At 69.6% G+C, this 15,558-nt stretch carries 11 protein-coding genes, 1 tRNA gene and 2 pseudogenes; 4 read left to right on the top strand and 10 right to left on the bottom strand.

From position 1 onward, the window contains the following. Positions 1-157: 157 nt before the first annotated feature. On the bottom strand, positions 158-1,099 hold the full coding sequence (locus B073_RS0107320; RefSeq protein ID WP_018537427.1) for a quinone oxidoreductase family protein: 942 nt from the start codon (positions 1,097-1,099) through the stop codon (positions 158-160). Between the two features lie 150 nt (positions 1,100-1,249). On the opposite strand from B073_RS0107320, the gene B073_RS0107315 reads away from it, so the two are divergent. After that, positions 1,250-1,693 carry a MarR family winged helix-turn-helix transcriptional regulator gene (locus B073_RS0107315; protein WP_018537426.1) on the top strand — a complete coding sequence of 148 codons (444 nt, stop codon included), beginning with the start codon at positions 1,250-1,252 and terminating at the stop codon, positions 1,691-1,693. 36 nt (positions 1,694-1,729) lie between these two features. Here the strand turns inward: B073_RS0107315 and fdhD are convergent, their stop codons facing one another. Beyond that, entirely contained in the window at positions 1,730-2,584 is an 855-nt protein-coding gene (fdhD, locus tag B073_RS0107310; RefSeq protein ID WP_018537425.1) for a formate dehydrogenase accessory sulfurtransferase FdhD, read from the bottom strand. Positions 2,585-2,753: 169 nt separating this feature from the next. On the opposite strand from fdhD, the gene B073_RS0107305 reads away from it, so the two are divergent. Together B073_RS0107305 and B073_RS39380 are read left to right on the top strand one after the other, a co-directional pair. Continuing rightward, a complete protein-coding gene (locus B073_RS0107305) occupies positions 2,754-3,437 on the top strand; it encodes a GntR family transcriptional regulator (RefSeq protein ID WP_018537424.1) in 684 nt (227 codons plus the stop codon). A 171-nt stretch (positions 3,438-3,608) separates the two neighbouring features. After that, positions 3,609-3,995, top strand: a complete 387-nt coding sequence (locus tag B073_RS39380) for a chorismate mutase (RefSeq protein ID WP_018537423.1) — start codon at positions 3,609-3,611, stop codon at positions 3,993-3,995. Positions 3,996-4,225: 230 nt separating this feature from the next. On the opposite strand, the gene B073_RS0107290 is transcribed toward B073_RS39380, so the two are convergent. The 6 genes from B073_RS0107290 to B073_RS0107260 form a co-directional block, all read right to left on the bottom strand. After that, entirely contained in the window at positions 4,226-5,098 is an 873-nt protein-coding gene (locus tag B073_RS0107290; protein WP_018537421.1) for an AraC family transcriptional regulator, read from the bottom strand. A gap of 189 nt (positions 5,099-5,287) precedes the next feature. Then, positions 5,288-6,115 carry a phytanoyl-CoA dioxygenase family protein gene (locus B073_RS39375; RefSeq protein ID WP_051093947.1) on the bottom strand — a complete coding sequence of 276 codons (828 nt, stop codon included), beginning with the start codon at positions 6,113-6,115 and terminating at the stop codon, positions 5,288-5,290. A gap of 332 nt (positions 6,116-6,447) precedes the next feature. After that, positions 6,448-6,732 carry a hypothetical protein gene (locus B073_RS0107280; protein WP_106731788.1) on the bottom strand — a complete coding sequence of 95 codons (285 nt, stop codon included), beginning with the start codon at positions 6,730-6,732 and terminating at the stop codon, positions 6,448-6,450. Between the two features lie 183 nt (positions 6,733-6,915). Continuing rightward, entirely contained in the window at positions 6,916-8,391 is a 1,476-nt protein-coding gene (locus B073_RS0107275; RefSeq protein WP_018537418.1) for an OFA family MFS transporter, read from the bottom strand. A 417-nt stretch (positions 8,392-8,808) separates the two neighbouring features. Next, complete coding sequence (frc, locus tag B073_RS0107265) at positions 8,809-10,038, bottom strand: formyl-CoA transferase (RefSeq protein ID WP_026247156.1); 1,230 nt, start codon at positions 10,036-10,038, stop codon at positions 8,809-8,811. A gap of 19 nt (positions 10,039-10,057) precedes the next feature. Further along, positions 10,058-11,830, bottom strand: coding sequence for a thiamine pyrophosphate-binding protein (locus B073_RS0107260; RefSeq protein WP_234025017.1), 1,773 nt, complete (start codon positions 11,828-11,830; stop codon positions 10,058-10,060). Positions 11,831-12,319: 489 nt separating this feature from the next. Between B073_RS0107260 and B073_RS0107255 the strand changes: the two genes are divergently transcribed. Continuing rightward, a tRNA-Leu gene (locus B073_RS0107255) sits at positions 12,320-12,404 on the top strand. Positions 12,405-13,146: 742 nt separating this feature from the next. Here the strand turns inward: B073_RS0107255 and B073_RS49245 are convergent. Then, positions 13,147-14,049 (bottom strand): annotated as a pseudogene (locus B073_RS49245) (recombinase family protein); the annotation flags it as partial. A 1,242-nt stretch (positions 14,050-15,291) separates the two neighbouring features. Further along, positions 15,292-15,558 (bottom strand): annotated as a pseudogene (locus tag B073_RS47590) (IS630 family transposase); the annotation flags it as partial.

Below are 15,558 nucleotides of genomic sequence, written 5' to 3'. Positions count from 1 at the left end.
ATGTGACGGAAGCTACTGCCGTGGGGGAGGGGCGACAAGGAGCCTGCGTCGGTTCTCCGCGCCCGGCCCGGAATTCACTCTCCCGGGCCGGACGCACTGCGCCGTGTGCGCCACCGGGGACCAGTGGGGCGGGGCGGCGCTGATGGGGCGCGGCGCCTCACGGCCGCAGCACCACCTTGCCGAGATTGGCCCGCGCCTCGATGATCTCGTGCGCCTTCGCCGCGTCGGCCAGCGGCAGTTCGGCGTGGACCGCGGCCCGCAGCCGGCCGGTTCCGGCCAGCTCCCACAGCTGCTCCCGGTGCCGCGCGTACCGCTCCCGGTGGACGGTGGCGAAGCGCCGCATGGTCAGGCCGGTGAGGGTCTTCGAGCCGGCCAGCAGCTCGTACGCCGGGACCGTGCCGCCGCCGGAGTTGAAGAAGACCAGCCGCCCGCCGGGCGCGACGGCGGCCAGGGCACGCGGCAGCAGCTCCCCGCCGACCCCGTCCAGCACGATGTCCACCGGCTCGCCCCAGGACTCCTGGTCGTAGGTCACCACCTCGTCGGCCCCCAGCCCGTAGAGGAACTCCGCCTTGGCCGGTGAACCGACCGCGGCCACCACCCGTGGTACGCCCTGGAGCTTGGCGAGCTGGACGGCGAGGTGCCCGGTGCCGCTGGCCGCGCCGGTGATCAGCACCGACTCGCCGCCGGCCGGCGCCGCGGTGCTCAGCGCGGCCAGCGCGACATGCCCGCCGCGTACCAGCGCCACCGCCTCCACCGCGCTCGCCCCGTCGGGGATGCGGCTCGCCAGGGAGGCGGGGGCGAGGGCGAGTTCGCAGTAGGAGCCGGTGAAGGTGATCGAGGTGACCCGGTCGCCGACCGCGAAGTCGGTGACGTCCGGGCCCAGGGCGATCACCTCGCCCGCGATCTCGCCGCCGAGGACGCCGGGCAGAGGGTCGCCGCCGCCCTTGCCGTCGCCGCGCACCCGGCGCACCGACGGCAGGCTGACCCCGATCGCCTCGGTGCGGACGAGGAGTTCGCCCGGGCCGGGCGCCGGGTCCTCGGCCTCCTCCAGGCGCAGGACCTCGGGACCGCCGTAGGCGTGGAATCGGACGCGGCGCATGGGCCGTCACCTCCGCGGGAACGGGCCGCGGGGCGCGGCCGGTGTCATTGGGTAGCCCAACGATAACCAGAAACCATTGGGGCTGCCAATGGTTTTCGTTGGGGTCTCCTACGTTGGGTGCCCCCACGGCTTTCCGGGTACCGTGCTCCCATGCCCGACACCCCCTACGCCCCCAGCCGCATCCGCGCCCTCCCCAGCTGGCTGCTGGGCCGCGCCGCAGCCCGCGGCCACCGCCTCGTCGCCGAGGCCCTCGCCACCGAGGGCATGCGGATGACGCACCACGCCGTGCTCAGTGCCGTCGCCGAACTCGGCCCGGTCTCCCAGGCGGAGCTCGGCCGGACCGTCGGCATCGACCCCAAGGACATCGTCGCGATCGTCAACGACCTCCAGAAGGACGGCCTGGTCAGCCGCACCCCCGACCCGAAGGACCGACGGAAGAACGCCATCGGGATCTCGGCCGACGGCAAGCGGCGACTGCGCCGCACCGAGCGGCTCGGCGACGCCGCCAACGCCGAGCTGACCGCCGCCCTCAGCGACGAGGAGCGCGCGCAACTGATCGCGCTGCTGACCCGGATCGTGGCGCCGGCCGAGTGACCCGCACCGCGGCGCCGGCGAGGTGAGAAGCGGGCCTCAGCCCGCGGCGGCCGCCGCATCCAGCGCGAGCCGGTGTGCGCCCGCGTAGACGTTCATCGACCGCCCGCGCAGAAAGCCGACCAGCGTCAGCCCCGTCTCGGCGGCGAGATCGACGGCCAACGAGGACGGTGCGGAGACCGCGGCCAGCACCGGGATGCCGGCCATCACGGCCTTCTGCGCCAGCTCGAACGAGGCCCGTCCGGAGACCATCAGCACCGCGGACGACAGCGGCAGCCGGCCGCTCTGCAGCGCCCGCCCGACGATCTTGTCCACGGCGTTGTGCCGCCCCACGTCCTCGCGGACGTCGAGCAGTTCGCCGTCCGCCGAGAAGAGCGCCGCCGCGTGCAGACCGCCGGTCCGGTCGAAGACCCGCTGGGCGGACCGCAGCCGGTCGGGGAGGGCGGCCAGCGTCTCCGGGGATATCCGGAGCGCGGGATCGGCAGCGGTGTCCAGCGGCCAGCGGGCGGTGGTCCGCACCGCGTCCAGGCTCGCCTTGCCGCACAGCCCGCAGGACGAGGTGGTGTAGAAGTTGCGCTCCAGCGTCAGGTCCGGGACGGCGACCCCGTCCGCCAGCCGCACGTCCACGACGTTGTACGTGTTGCCCCCGTCCGCTGTCGCCCCCGCGCAGTAGACGATGTTCGCCAGCTCCTCCGCGCTCGCCAGGACGCCCTCGCTGACGAGGAAGCCCGCCGCCAGTGCGAAGTCGTCGCCAGGGGTGCGCATGGTGATCGCCAGCGGCTTGCCGTTCAGTCGGATCTCCAGCGGCTCCTCGGCGACCAGGGTGTCCGGCCGGCTGCTCACGGCGCCGTCGCGGATCCGGATGACGCGGCGTCGCTCGGTGACCCGTCCCATGTCTGATCAGCCCCGGTTCTGTCTGCGGTGATGGCCCGTCCATTGTCCGGTACGGGCGGTCGTTCGGCGCTGCCGGTGCCCCGGCGGCCGCGGATCGTCGCGGCGGCCTGTGGGGGAGCGGAGGTGCTCGGTAGACTGTAGACGATAGCCAATTGAGGAGGGGGCCGCGATGCTGTCCAGAGGCTTGCCGCAGGGCGCCGTGCCCAAGCTCGAACGCCCCGGCCCGTTGCGCGAGCGCGTCTACGAGGCGCTGCTCGAACTGATCACCACCCGCACCCTCCGCCCCGGCCAGCACCTCGTCGAGAGCGAGCTGGCGGGCCACCTCGGCGTCTCCCGCCAGCCGGTCCGCGAGGCCCTCCAGCGACTCAACACCGACGGCTGGGTCGACCTCCGCCCAGCCCAGGGCGCCTTCGTCCACGAGCCCACCGAGGAGGAGGCCGACCAGCTGCTGACGGTGCGCACGCTGCTGGAGGCCGAGGCCGCCCGGCTCGCCGCGGCGCACCCCGACCCGGCCGGCGTCGCCGAGCTGAAGCGCCTCTGCGACCAGGGCGAACGCGCGGTCCAGGACGACGACGTGGAGACCGCGGTGGCGCTCAACGCCGCCTTTCACGCCAAGGTCACCGAGCTGGCCGGCAACGCCGTCCTCGCCGAGCTGGCCGCGCAGGTCGGGCGGCGGGTGCGCTGGTACTACACCCCCGTCGCCCGCAGGCGCGGCAAGCGGTCCTGGGCCGAGCACCGCGAACTGATCACGGCGATCGCCGACGGCGACGAGACCCGCGCCGCCACCGTCATGCGCACCCACACCGAGCACACCCGGCGCACGTACCACGCACACGCCGGCGAGGACGCCTGACGCCGGGGCGCGGGCGCCGATGGCCGATCCTGACCCCTGTCCGCCCGCACCCCGTCCGATCCGCGAGACCAGCGGCGGTGACCGGCCCGCCGCCGGGTAGGGTGCAGGCGATCACGCACCACCTGATCACGGACGAACCCTCTTGAACCCGACCAGAACGGCGAGACGTACATGAGCGAAGGGACAGCACCGGCGGCCGGCGACGCGTCCTCCGTCGCCGACGAGGCGGCCCGCGAGCGGCTGCTCTACCTGCGCAGCAGCATCGACAATCTCGATGCCGCGCTGGTGCACCTGCTCGCCGAGCGGTTCAAGTGCACCCAGCAGGTCGGCGAACTCAAGGCCCGGCACAGCCTGCCGCCCGCCGACCCGGCCCGCGAGGCCGCCCAGATCGACCGCCTGCGCCGCCTGGCCGAAGACGCCCGCCTGGACCCGGCGTTCGCGGAGAAGTTCCTCAACTTCATCATCGGCGAAGTCGTCCGCCACCACCGCGCCATCGCGGACCGGGCGGGGACGAACGGCGGAGGAGAGCCCGAGGGGGCCAAGCCGGCCGGCGGCTGATCATTCGGGAACTGTTCGTCCGCGCGTCAGGTGAACGGGCCGTCGAGCGCGAAGCGGCGCAGGTGGCGGGCGACGTCCTGGGCCTCGCCCGGTGGCCACGAGGAGAGGCTCGCCATGATGTGGGCGGCCAGCCGTGCCGCAGCTCGGCATCAACGGGGCCTGCCTGGTCCTCACCAGTCCGGGGTGTGCCCCGTGGGAATGACACCACCTGACGTCACCTGGCGCCCGGCTCAGACCCTGGTGCGGGTCACCGGGATCCACAGCTGTGCGTCGGACTGCGCCGGGTCGGACTGCGACGGGCGGGTGCGCAGGATCTCCGGCCCCGGACGGTACTCGTACGGGTTGGACGGGATCCACTGGGCGGCCACGTCACCCCACATCTGCTGCAGCGCCTGCGGGAACGGCCCGGTGTTCTCGAACACGGCCCAGGTGCCCGCCGGGCAGTCCAGCACGTCGAGGTCCTCCGGCAACTCGGCGGCAGTGGTCACCACGGCGTGGTAGTAGTCGAGTTCGCTGCCCTCCTCGAAGCCGTCCGACAGGCGCACGGTCGCCGACACCACGCCCTGCGGGTCCTGGTCCGAGAGGGCGGCGATACGCCGCATCGTCTCCGGCGAGATGCTCTGGATGTGCTTGGCGATGTGCGGGTTGATGCCCCGGTAGATCAGCGGGACGCGGGCCTTCTTGCCGACGACCCGGAACGCTTCCTTCTCCACGATGCGGTACCGCATGGTGCTGTTCCCTTCGATGGTGAGGCGGAAGGACAGTCGGGGTTGCGAGTTGAGAGCCGCGCCGGTACGCCTGGCCTCGCCGGGGCCGACACCGTGCAGGGCGCGGAACGCCCGGGCGAACGCCTCCCCCGAGGTGTAGCCGTACCGGAGCGCGATCTCCAGCAAGGTCGGTTCCCCGGCCAGCACTTCGGCCCCCGCCACGGTGAGCCGCCGGCGCCGGACGTACTCCGACAGCGGCATCCCCGCCAGTGACGAGAACAGCCGCCGGAAGTGGTACTCCGACGTGACCGTGATCCGGGCCAGCGCGGACACGTCGATGTGCTGGTCGAGGTGACCCTCGATGTGCTCCATGGCCTGGTTCAGCCGATCCAGCAACCCCGGCCCCCTTCCCTTTCGATCACCGGCGTCAGGAAGGAGCAATCCTGCCGCACCCGGCATCCTGTGCCCGCTCCGGTCGGGTGCCGCAGGTCCAGGCCCGAGCCAGGGCGCTTCGGACGGATCAGCGGGCGGACCAGGTGACGATGCCGGCGAGAAGGAGTCCGGCTCCGCCGCTCAGGACACTCGTCACACATGATCTCCCGCAGTGCAGAGTGCTTCTCGGCGCAGGCCGGTGACCGGGGTGGTGTCCTGCCCCAGGCCCTGGCGGATCGCGATCTCCACGGGTGAGTACGCGCCGTCGGCCCGCTCCAGTTCGTACGGCGCGGCCGGCATCAGCGGCGGCTGGGCCATGAAGCGCGGCCGCGCCCCATGGTGCGGTTGCGCCGCGTGCACCAGGAACGGGTGACAGAGGAAGACGTCGCCCGGTGACCCGGTGGCGAGGGCGAGCGGCCGGTGGTCGGACGCCGCCACCAGATCGGGCGCGAGGTCCAGCCCGCTCGCCCCGTTCTCCCCGTACTTCTCCAGCACCTTCGGCACGTCGAGGTGTGAGCCGACCCGGATCCGGGTCGGGGCGTCCTCCTCACCGACCTCGCTGAACAGGAACAGCATCAGCAACGCCCGGCCCCGGGAGCGCAGGTTGGTGAAGTACCAGCTCTCGCCCTCCGGCAGATAGCTCCCCTCGACGTGCCAGCCCGCGTCGTCCGGCTCCTCCGCGTGCGGGAAGCGCAGCGGGAACGTGCCCAGCGAGTAGCGCGGCTCCCAGCGTCCGGCGCCGACCAGCAGGTCGTACGCGTGATGCAGGGAGGGAGAGTTGGGCGCGGCGGCGAACGGCCCCTGTGCCATGCCCGCCACCCAGTGCACGGGCTGCGTCCACGTTGCCGGATCGTCCGGGTCGCAGCCCGTCTCTCGCCACAGCAGCCGCGCGCAGTCCGTGGCCACGCGTGGTGCGACGGCGCCCTGCAACTTCACGAAGCCGTCGCGGAGGAAGCGGGATACCAAGGTCGTGTCATCCATGCCGTCATCGTGCACGGGCACCGGCCCCGACCACCCGACCTTTTCCGCACCGCTTTTGTCGGGTGTCCATCGAGCCCCTCCCGCCCCGCGGAATACGTGGTGTTCTCGATCTCGCAGAAAGCCCTGAAACCGGCGTGAGCAAGCCTGCGGGGCCGGCCGTGAGGCCGGCATCCTCACCTCACGGCCGGAGATCGCCGGGGCGTCATCGCAGGGGCGGCGAAGTGGTCCGCCACCACTCATGGAAAGACGCCCCGCTCCTGCCACAGCAGGGACGGGGCGTCTCGTATGACGTTCTCGGACCGCCGTGCGGCGGCCGTGCGGCGGGGCCGCCGTCAGTGGTGCGAGTGGGCACCCTTGCCGAGCGAGGACTTGCCGAGCGCGGACTTGGTGGCGCCCTGCGGCGACTTCAGCCGGTCCGCGGTCTTGGCGACGGCGTTGACGACCGCACCGACGTTCACCGGGGGCTTCTTGACGACGTTCTTGGCGATCGGGCTGCTGTCGATCAGGTTCTTCGCGTCTGCCGCGACCCCCCGGTGGCCGTCGGCGAACGCGGGGGCGGCGACGCCCAGGGCCATTACCGCGCCGGCAACAACCGCAGCGGCCTTGGAATACGTCATGGTGGACAGTCCCTTTCTGCTTCGGAAAACAAGCGGCGTCTACCGCCGGCTCGACGGACGTCCCGCGAGCGCTCTGCCGCCCGCGGCACGTCTCCGTCGGCACACACCCAAACGGCCCCGTCGCCCCCAGGACACGGCACCGGTCCCCACTGGTGCGGAATGCACCCGAACGTGTCGTATCGCTCAGATCATTTCCCGGCTGACGGGGCGGGGGTCGGACGGCACCTCCCGTAAGCGCCTCCGGCCCGGCTGGTGCAGCAGCAAAGTGAACGCCGCCGCCACCAGGGACACGCCGCCGGCCAGCAGATATGCGCCGTTGTAGCCCCAGGCGCCGACCACCGTCGAGCCCAGTCCGCCGCCGAACAGGCCGCTGACGAGCTTGCCGCTGTAGACCAGGCCGTAGTTGGTGGCGTTGTAGTTCTCGCCGAAGTAGTCGGGGGTGAGGGCCGCGAACAGCGGATAGAACGCCCCGCCGCCGAAACCGGACAGGAAGGCGAAGAACAGGAACAGCCACTGGCTGCGCAGGTCCCCGGCCCACAGCACCCCGAACTGCGCCAGCCCCAGCACCACGATCACGAAGACCAGGGTGTTCTTCCGGCCCCACAGATCCGACAGCCAGCCGACCACGGCCCGTCCGACGCCGTTGACCACCGACATCACCCCCATCGACGAGGCCGCCACCAGCGGGCCGAACCCCACGTCCTTGGCGAAGTCCACCTGGAACGAGATCCCGAAGATCGAGACGCCGGCGGTCAGCACCACGCACACCCACATCAGCGGGAGCATGCCGCTGCGGACCGCCTCCTTGGGCGTGAACTGCCGCACCGCCGGCGGATTCCTCGCCAGCAACGCCACGCTTTTCCCTTTCTCGTCGGAATGCGGAAGGGCCCCCTTGCCCGGACTTTCGCTCGCGCCCGGCTGTCCCCCGGAGTTCGGCCGCCCGCCGGTGCGCAGCGGATCGACCTCGGCGGGCCACCAGTTCTTCGGCGGATCCGTGAAGAACCAGGCACAGCCCGCCACCACGATCAGCACATACAGCCCGATGCCGTCCAGGACCTCCTTGAAATCACCGCCGTCGAAGGCGTAGTTGAAGACGAAGATGAACGGCAGCGCGCCGTAGGCGAAGCCGCCGTTGACGAATCCGGTCCTCGCGCCGCGCCGCTCCGGAAACCATTTGCCCACCATGTTGATGCAAGTGGCATAGACCAGTCCGGAGCCGATCCCGCCGACGACCCCGAAACCGCAGATCGCCGCCAGGACATGATGGAAATGCGCCAGGGCGACGAAACCCAGCAAGGTCAGCACCGCCCCGGCGAACATCGCCCGCCGCGCGGTCAGCATGCCGCGCTCCCGCAACCACCCCGCGGGAAAGGCGATTCCGGCCTGGCAGAACACCCAGACGCTCAGAATCCAGAAGCTGTCGCCCTGCGTCCAGTGGTGTGCGTGCGACAGCGTGCCCTCGGCCGATCCGTAGGCGAATTCGGAGACACTGATGGCCATCATCGCGACCCACGGCAGATACACCATCAGTTTCCGCGAGCGGCCGCCGAGCAGTTCCCGGTCGCTTTCGCCGACCCGGTAAACCCGACCCTTCTCGTCGACGATTTCCTGAAATGTCGTGCCCGCTGTTTCCGTGCCGTCCCGCCCGCTGCGGTCCATACCCCTCACCTTGGAACTCTTGGAATCCTCGGAATCGCAAGAACCCGGTCGGAGCGGGCGCGCCCGCTACCTGCTCCCGTCGTCGCGCCCGGAGAACTGCCGTCCGGAGAACTGCCTGTCCGGAGACCGGCCTGTCCGGAGAACAGTCTGTCCGGAGAACAGTCTGTCCAGAGAACTGCCTGTCCGGAGACCGGCCTCAGGGCAACACCGGCAGCGCCCGGGCGTACTCCAGCAGGTCGGCGAGGCCCGGCGCCCGGATCACCCCCGCCTGCCGCAGGCACCGGAATCCCATACGCCGCCGCGATCACCCGGCCCTCGGGCGCGGTGAGCACGACCCGCCCCTGCCTGCACACACCTCGGCCAACGCGCCCTGCACAGCCGTCGTTTGACGAAAGCTCAGCTAAAATTGACTGGCCATCAGATTACCCCCTCCGCCTGCAGTAGCCGCAGCTCCGCCTCGTCCAGTCCCAGCTCCGTGCCGTACACCTCGGCGTTGTGCTCGCCCAGCAGCGGCGAGCGACGGATCTCGACGGGGGAGTCGGAGAGCTTCAGCGGCGAGCCGACCGTGGTGAAGGTGCCGCGCTGCGGATGCTCGACCTCGACCACCATCCCGTTGGCAGCCAGCGACGGGTCCTCGATGATCTCCTTGGTCGACAGGATCGGCCCGCACGGGATGTCGTGCGCGGTCAGCCGCGCCAGCACCTCCCACTTGGGCAGCGTGCTGCTCCACTCCTCGATGAACCGGAACATCTTCGACAGCTTGGGCAGCCGGGCCTCCGGCGTCGCCCAGTCCGGGTCCACGGCCAGCTCCGGCCGTCCGATCAGCTCGGTGAGCGGCCGCCAGCCGACCGGCTGCACGATCACATAGACGTAGTCGTTGGGCCCGCCGGGTGCACACCGCACCGCCCACCCCGGCTGCCCGCCGCCGCTGGCGTTGCCGCTGCGCGGCACCTCGTCACCGAAGTCCTCGTTCGGATACTCCGCCAACGGGCCGTGGGCCAGCCGCTGTTGGTCCCGCAGCTTGACCCGGCACAGGTTGAGCACCGCGTGCTGCATGGCGACGTTGACCCGCTGGCCGCGGCCGGTCCGGGTGCGCTGGAAGAGCGCGGCGAGGATGCCTGCGACGCAGTGCACCCCCGTGCCCGAGTCGCCGATCTGCGCGCCGGTCGCCAGCGGCGGCCCGTCCTCGAACCCGGTGGTGGCCATCGCCCCGCCCATCGCCTGCGCCACCACCTCGTACGCCTTGAACCCGGTGTACGGGCCCTCCCCGAAGCCCTTGATGCTGGCGTAGACGATCCGCGGATTGATCTCCTGGATGCGCTCCCACGTGAACCCCATCCGGTCGACCGCCCCCGGCCCGAAGTTCTCCACCAACACGTCGCTACGGGCGATGAGCCGCGCCAACAACTCCTCCCCCCGCGGCGTCTTGGCGTTGAGAGTGACGCTGCGCTTGTTGCAGTTGAGCATCGTGAAGTAGAGCGAGTCGGCGTCCGGAACGTCCCGCAACTGACGGCGCGTGATGTCGCCCGTCACCGCCTCCACCTTGACCACGTCGGCACCCAGCCAGGCAAGCAACTGCGTTGCGGAGGGCCCGGACTGAACGTGCGTCATATCCAGCACGCGCACACCTTCAAGCGCCTTCGACACGACGGACTCCTCCCGCTCCCTACTTGTACATGGTCTGGTTCATCGTTCCGGGGGCGTAGGCGTCCGGATCGATCCACACATTGATCAGCGAGGGCTTCCCGGACTCCCGCGCCCGCCGCAGCGCGGGCCCGATGTCTGCCGGATCCCGCACCTCCTCGCCGTAGCCGCCCAGGATCTGCGCGAACTTGTCGTAGGGCACGTCACCGAGGGTGTTGCCGACCCGCTCCCGCTCCGCGCCGTACTTGGCCCGCTGGCCGTAACGGATCTGGTTCATCGAGGAGTTGTTGCCGACGATGCCGACGAACGGCAGGTCGTAGCGGACCAGCGTCTCGAAGTCCCACCCCGTCAGACTGAACGCACCGTCCCCGAAGAGCGCGACCACCTCCTTCTCCGGCCGGGCCTGCTTGGCGGCGAGCACGAAGGGGATGCCGACGCCGAGCGTGCCGAGCGGTCCGGGATCCATCCAGTGACCGGGCGACCGCGGCTGCACCACCTGACCGGAGAAGGTGACGACGTCCCCACCATCCCCCACAAAGATGGAATCCTCGGTCAGAAAGTCATTGATCTCACTCACCAGCCGATACGGGTGGATGGGCGAGGCGTCCGACCGCAACTGCGGCAACCGCTTGTCCACCGCGTCCTGCTCCACGGCCCGCAGCTCGTCCAGCCACTCCTTGCGCCGGGCGGCACCGCCGTCGATCCGCCCGGACGCGGCCTCCGCGACCGCCTTGAGCACCAGGCCCGCATCCCCCACGATCCCCAGATCGACATCCCGGTTCCGGCCCACCGTCCGGTAGTCCAGATCGATCTGGACCACCGTCGCCTCGGCCGACAACCGCTTGCCGTACCCCATCCGGAAGTCGAACGGCGTCCCCACGATCACGAGGACATCGGCGTTGGCGAACGCATACCGCCGGGACAGCTGGAGGTGGTGCGGATCGCCGGGCGGCAGCGTCCCGCGCCCGGCCCCGTTCATGTACGCCGGGATGTTCAGCGCGCGCACCAGCTCCACCGCGGCCGCCGTCCCGCGCGTCGTCCAGACCTGGCTGCCCAGCAGGACCGCCGGCTTCTCCGCCCGGACCAGCAGATCGGCCAGCCGCTGTACGTCCTCGGGATCGCCGGCCGAACGGGTCGAGGCCCGGTAGTGCCCGGCCCGCGGGACCCGCGCCGTGTCGGCCGGCACCCTGGCGTCCAGCACATCACGCGGAATCTCCAGGAACGACGGCCCCGGCGCACCGTGGAAGCACTCCCGGAACGCCATCGAGACCATGTCCGCGACCCGCGCGGTGTCCGGCACGGTGGCCGCGAACTTGGTGATCGGCGTCATCATCTCGACGTGCGGCAGGTCCTGCAGCGACCCCATCCTGTGCTGACTGCGCGCCCCTTGGCCCCCGATCAACAACATCGGCGACTCGGCCCGCAACGCATTGGCGACGCCGGTGACCGCGTCCGTCGTCCCGGGCCCTGCGGTCACCACCGCACACCCCGGCCGTCCCGTCAGCCGCGCATACCCGTCCGCGGCATGCGCAGCCACCTGCTCATGCCGCACATCCACCACCGCGATTCCCTCATCCACACACCCGTCATAGATATCGACGATGTGCCCCCCGCACAGCGTGTAGACCACCTCCACCCCTTCACTCTTGAGCGCCCGAGCCACCAGGTGCCCACCGGAGACGAGGCGGGGGGCGTCCTTGGCCCCTCGGACCTTCTGCAGGTGTCGGTCGCGTCGGCTGTCCTGAGTCCCACGGGTCTTCCGGGTCTTCTCGATCTCTCGTCCATCTCCGGGCATGTGCATCGCTTCCCTTCTGGGTGCTGTCGCTCTGCCGCGAGCGGAGGCCCCGGGGAGCTGCCGGCTGCCTGCTCCCCGGCCCAGAAGCCGTGGGCAGTCGGACAGGCGGCCGGCCTCTCCTCTCCTGGACTGTATACAGTCGTCAGTCGACGAATACTGTATGAACCGTTATCCCTCACCACCCGCCCGTTGTCCAGAGGAAGCGCGGGCAACCAACGCCGATCACGCCATCCGGGCGCCTGCGCGCACGCCCCGTCGCCTGGCGAGACCGGCAAGGGCCGGAGGAGGGGAAGGGGAAGGGGTGAGGGAAGGGGTAAGTCGTGAGCGCCCGACCATCCGACCTCCGGCGCGCCCGCCGCCCCGCGAATCACCCGCAACAACCCATAAGCGGAACTTATGTCCAGCGTGGATACGCAGGTGAAAGGCACTCCGAAACCTTGGTATTGTTGTCCATGTCGCCGCGGGGAGTGCCCCGCGAAGATCACCTAAGTCCGGGTGGCGGAATGGCAGACGCGCTAGCTTGAGGTGCTAGTGCCCTTTATCGGGCGTGGGGGTTCAAGTCCCCCCTCGGACACTGACCACTGGCCAACGTCATGCGGGTCGGGAGTAATCCCGACCCGCATGACGCGTTTCGCGGGCTGGTATGTCATACGCAGCCCGAGCGCCCGGTACAACCGGTTCTTCTTCCCTCCCGGGGTAGTGCGGAGAACGTCTGCTGTGTAGCTGGCTGCTTCGACAAGCTCGGCGATCCGGGCTCGGGAAAGCAGAGTGGGCCTGCGGCTCTGCATCTGGGCCGCTGCGGCGGCGCGGCGGGTTTCGGTCTCCGTGATCCACTGGGCGACGGTCTCTGAGCCGGCGGCGCCGGAGTCGATCAGCGCCCGGTACCGGGCGAGCTTGGTGTCGCAGTCACGGACGATGGCGGCAGTCTCTGCCGAGGAGTCGGCCGTCTGCGCGCGTACGAGCTGGGCCTGGTACATCCGGTCGATGGTGGCTGCCTTGTGGCCGGGGGCGAATTGCAGGGAGATCCACTGGTCGAGCTGCGGTACGAGGTCGCGCTCGCGGAACAGGACGTTGCGGGGATGAGTGATCTTGTTGGCGAGGGCGTACTCGTTGGTGAAGCGGCACCGGTAGTAGGCCGTCTGGTGTGACCACTGTGTGCCCATCACGCGCTGGCAGAGGCTGCAGTGGACGAGCCCCTGTAGCTGGTAGTCGTGGCAGCGACCTCGGCGTTCCTTGGTGACGGGGCCGGCGCCGCGCGTTCCCATCTTTTCCTGGGCGCGGTGGAAGTCGGTGAGGTCGATGATCGGCGGGTGGACGATCTCCTTGGACCAGATCCATGCGTCGGCGCCGTTCCACCGCATCCGGGTCTCGTAGCCGAGTGCGACGTCGTCGACGTCCAGGAGGACTTCCTGCTTGCGCTGTCTGTTCCATACCTGGTGGCCGGTATAGCGCGGGTTGTTCAAAATGGCGCGGACGGCTCCCTTGGACCAGGCGATGCCCTCCCGGTGCGGATTGCGCCGTGGGTCGTGGGCAGACGGGCACGGGATCCCGTCAGCGGTAAGCCCTTCGGCGATGGCGTAGAAGCCGCGCCCGTCGAGATATTCCCTGAAGATGCGTTGGACGATCGGGGCGGCGACGAGATCCACGTCAAGCCGGTGGAGCCGCTTGCCGTCGGCCGCTTTGGCCGGATTGGGGTGAGGCCCGGCGTCCGTGATTCGGTAGCCGTAGGGCGGTCGGCCGCCGAGGAAGCGGCCTTCGAGCTGAGCCTGGGACGTTATGGCTGCCCGGACGCGGATCTTGATGCGATTGCGTTCGCCCTTGCTCATGCCGCCGAAGACGGACATCACCATGTCGTGAGCTTCACTGTTGGGGTCGACCCGCCCGCCGACCTCGGGAACCCACAACTCGACGCCGTAGTGCACGAAGAGCGGGAAGGTGAGGCTGAACTGGTTGTCGTAGAAGACACGTTGCGGCTCACCGACGACGACCGCATCGAAACCGCGATCCGGATCCTTCAGGGCCGCGAGCAGCTGTGCGGCCCGCGGCCGTCGCAACCACGGCAGAGACCGGCTCTGCCCGATATCGAAGTACTCGGCGACGATGCGGCCGCCGGCCGGTTCGATGAGCGTTCTGGCGCGGGTGAGCTGCCAGTCCCGGGAAGCCGCAGGATCCTGCAGGTCTTCGGTGGAACACCGCCCGGCGAAAGCGAAGGCCGTCATCTCTGTCCTTCCAGCTCGTCCGCCCCGGCGTGCACGTCACAGGTGGTGGTAGGGCGGGGCGGACGTCCTGTCGTACAGTGACTCTCCGTAAGAGCGCCAGCCGGAGCACCGTCCGTACGGTGCCGGATCTGGGCGGATGCAGTGACGATGATGTCCAGCAAAATGGCGGCAGCGTCCAAGGAGAGTGTTGGCACCTCACTCGGCACCTCAAGGGTGATCTCCTCGCCGTTTCCCTCATCGCTGGTGGATTGGATACCGGTCATGTGGCGGCCCCATCCAGCCACGAAGCACCGGTGTAGTGCAGAGCAGCGGCTGAGGCGCACGGTGTGGCGTCGACCTCATCGCCTGACCGTCCGTCTGGACTCCACTGGGTGTGAGGATTCAATCCGTTCAGCTCTTGCTGAAAACCCGCGGAACATGGAAGGAGTTCGTCAGCACCACCCAACGGCTCGGCGATCACGATGTCTTCCACGTGGGAAACCCAAAGTGGTTCAACAGGGCTCTGGTCATCGCCCAAGGAAGTGGGTGAGGGTGGGGTGGGTGTCATCGCTGGTTTCCTCTAGGTCGCCTGCAGTTCTTCACCCTCTATGGATAAAAAGGGGGATGGAAAATGACGCGACCCCATGTCGGTGCACCCATCCGGACTACTCATTCAGCCAGCTACATCCCCCGCCGCAGGCCGACTCGTCTATCTTCCGACCCTGACCAGCGCGAACACCCTCGTCGGGGCCATTGTGTGCCCTACCGGACTTTCCCTGTCCTACCTGCGGTTTCCTGGGAGCTCCGCGTGCATGCGCAAGCCGTTGTGCAGACGGTGCACACAAGGGGCGCGACAGTCAGCGGCAACGGATAGAGCAGCCTGGCGGCTGAGGCGACGCATGACTGGCCGCAGGTTCGAGCCCTTGGCAGGAGCCGCAAAAGGGCTGGACGTGCCGTACCCCCTGTGACCTGCGGAGACTCGCTCGTCGTGACGATGTCGGTGCACCTACCGAAGACGCGAGTTGGTTGATGGGGCGATCACGCTTGTCTGGCACTCCACACGCTGCGCGGTTCTGGTCCTCGGCCACGAGGGACACGGAACATGGGAATGGGGATTCGTCGGCGATCGGCGGAGAGCTCGTTGTCCGGGAGGGCGGCAAGCTGTAGCGGTAGCCGAGGCCGCCTTGCGGCCACGATGAGCAGAAATGTGCCCCACGTCTTCTGCCGCGTAGCCCGCTGTCGGAAGTCCTAGTGCTACGTTCCTCAAAGTATGTACGTATAGCGGCGTCGTAGTTGGCGGGTTGGTGGGGCGGGTCTGCCCCAGATCCATGGTCTGGCACGGGCATTGAGCTGGGCCGTTGCCAGACGGGTTGCCTGGTCGATTTCGTCTGGTCCGGCGAAGGACTGGCCTGCGAGGGCAGCTTTACGGAAGATGCGCCACCAACCTTCCTGCAGGTTCAGCCAGCAGGCACCGACAGGGATGAAGACGTGTCGGATGCGGGGATGCTCCTCCAGCCAGGTGCGGGTGGA

This window comes from Streptomyces sp. MspMP-M5, from assembly GCF_000373585.1.
GTDB lineage: Bacteria > Actinomycetota > Actinomycetes > Streptomycetales > Streptomycetaceae > Streptomyces.
The sequence above is the reverse complement of the archived record's forward strand: the minus strand, read 5'-3'. Positions and strand labels throughout refer to the sequence as shown.

What these genes read in the sequence shown, in the direction of transcription:
- B073_RS0107320 (WP_018537427.1), bottom strand. Translation starts at nt 1,099, where the DNA reads ATGCGCCGCGTCCGATTCCACGCCTACGGCGGTCCCGAGGTCCTGCGC.
- B073_RS0107315 (WP_018537426.1), top strand. Translation starts at nt 1,250, where the DNA reads ATGCCCGACACCCCCTACGCCCCCAGCCGCATCCGCGCCCTCCCCAGC.
- fdhD (WP_018537425.1), bottom strand. Translation starts at nt 2,584, where the DNA reads ATGGGACGGGTCACCGAGCGACGCCGCGTCATCCGGATCCGCGACGGC.
- B073_RS0107305 (WP_018537424.1), top strand. Translation starts at nt 2,754, where the DNA reads ATGCTGTCCAGAGGCTTGCCGCAGGGCGCCGTGCCCAAGCTCGAACGC.
- B073_RS39380 (WP_018537423.1), top strand. Translation starts at nt 3,609, where the DNA reads ATGAGCGAAGGGACAGCACCGGCGGCCGGCGACGCGTCCTCCGTCGCC.
- B073_RS39375 (WP_051093947.1), bottom strand. Translation starts at nt 6,115, where the DNA reads ATGGATGACACGACCTTGGTATCCCGCTTCCTCCGCGACGGCTTCGTG.
- B073_RS0107280 (WP_106731788.1), bottom strand. Translation starts at nt 6,732, where the DNA reads ATGACGTATTCCAAGGCCGCTGCGGTTGTTGCCGGCGCGGTAATGGCC.
- B073_RS0107275 (WP_018537418.1), bottom strand. Translation starts at nt 8,391, where the DNA reads ATGGACCGCAGCGGGCGGGACGGCACGGAAACAGCGGGCACGACATTT.
- B073_RS0107260 (WP_234025017.1), bottom strand. Translation starts at nt 11,830, where the DNA reads ATGCCCGGAGATGGACGAGAGATCGAGAAGACCCGGAAGACCCGTGGG.